Raw genomic sequence first — 1808 nt, forward strand, 5'->3', positions numbered from 1 at the left:
ACCTCCTGAAGGCGATCGACCTTGCCACCGGCGTGCAGACGGCGTCGAATGCCAGCGGCACCGCGACGGTGACGACGGCCACCGGTCAGGTTGCCTCGTCGATCAACTCGAGCGGCCAGCTCAAGATCTCGACCGGCGTCAATGCCGATCTCGCGATCACCGGCACCGGCAACGCACTGTCAGTGTTCGGTCTCGCCGGCAACACCGGCACGGCCTCGGCTTTCACCGCGGCACGCAGCGCCGGCACGGGTGGCATCAACGGCAAGAGCTTGACCTTCACCTCCTTCAACGGTGGTACGGCGGTTGACGTCACCTTCGGCGACGGCACCAACGGCACGGTCAAGACGCTCGATCAGCTGAACACGAAGCTCCAGGCCAACAACCTGTCTGCGACGATCGACGCCAATGGTCTGCTGACCATCTCCTCGACCAACGACTACGCGTCCTCGACGCTTGGTTCGGCGGCAGCGGGCGGTGCGATCGGCGGCACGCTGACGAGCGCACTGACCTTCTCGACCGCTTCCAGCCCGGTCGCTGACACCGTCGCACAGACGACCCGTGCGAACCTGGTCAACCAGTACAACAACATTCTGAACCAGATCGACACGACCTCGCAGGACTCCTCGTTCAACGGTGTGAACCTCTTGAACGGCGACCAACTCAAGCTGGTGTTCGACGAGACCGGCAAGTCGAACCTCAGCATCACCGGTGTGACCTACAACTCCAAGGGTCTGGGCCTCGCTGCGTTGACCAGCGGTGTCGACTTCATCGACAACTCCGCCACCAACAAGGTGTTGTCGAACCTCAACGCCGCGTCGAGCACGCTGCGTTCGGAAGCGTCGAGCCTCGGTTCGAACCTCTCGGTGGTGCAGGTGCGTCAGGACTTCAACAAGAGCCTGATCAATGTGCTCCAGACCGGTTCGTCCAACCTGACGCTGGCCGACACCAACACCGAAGCGGCCAACAGCCAGGCGCTGTCGACCCGCCAGTCGATCGCGGTCTCCGCGCTCTCGCTGGCCAACCAGTCGCAGCAGAGCGTGCTGCAATTGCTCCGCTAAATCGCGGCAGACATCGCAAGACGAATAGAGCGGCGGGGCTTCGGCCCCGCCGCTTTCTTTTTGCGGCCGGCGTTTGATGGCGTCGCGCTGAGACGAAGCCCATGCATTTGAATGCAGCCAATTGCTCACTCTGAGTTATGGTTGACAAGTAGCAAATGCCTCATCGCTGCCCGGAAAAGCATCATCCTATCATGACGATACGCGTAAGCTCGATCCGGCCTCGTTCGCTGGTATGGTGAATCCCGGCAAGGACTGGCGCGACGCGCTTCATGCTTTGTTAGCCCTCAACGTTCACCGTCCCGCACATCGATTAATCCTAATCGAAGTTTTGTTGCGTTGCGTACCAGAAGGGTAACACTCAATGTCCGGTATCGTTCTCTCTTCATCGGTTCGTCAGAACCTGCTCTCCCTCCAGTCCACCGCTGACCTTCTCGCCACCACCCAGAGCCGTCTGTCGACCGGCAAGAGCGTCAACTCGGCTCTGGACAATCCGACCAACTTCTTCACGGCACAGTCGCTCGACAACCGCGCCAGCGACATCAACAACCTGCTCGATGGCATCGCCAACGGCGTGCAGGTGCTGCAGGCCGCCAACACCGGCATTACCTCGCTGCAGAAGCTGATCGACTCCGCGAAGTCGATCGCCAACCAGGCGCTGCAGACCACGGTCGGTTACTCCTCGAAGTCCAACGTCTCGACCACGATCGCCGGCGCGACCGCGTCCGACCTGCGCGGCACGACGACCTATGC

Annotated in this window: 1 protein-coding gene and 1 pseudogene; both read left to right on the forward strand. The window is 61.4% G+C overall.

Annotation, left to right across the window (positions count from 1 at the left end):
* Positions 1 to 1058, forward strand: a 1058-nt coding sequence (locus tag JQ627_RS38870) for a DUF1522 domain-containing protein (protein ID WP_212489596.1), incomplete at its 5' end; no start/stop codon positions are given.
* Positions 1059 to 1419: 361 nt separating this feature from the next.
* A pseudogene (locus JQ627_RS38875) lies at positions 1420 to 1808 on the forward strand (flagellin); the annotation flags it as partial.

Origin of the sequence: Bradyrhizobium liaoningense (assembly GCF_018130785.1) — a bacterium.
GTDB classification, from domain to species: domain Bacteria; phylum Pseudomonadota; class Alphaproteobacteria; order Rhizobiales; family Xanthobacteraceae; genus Bradyrhizobium; species Bradyrhizobium liaoningense_A.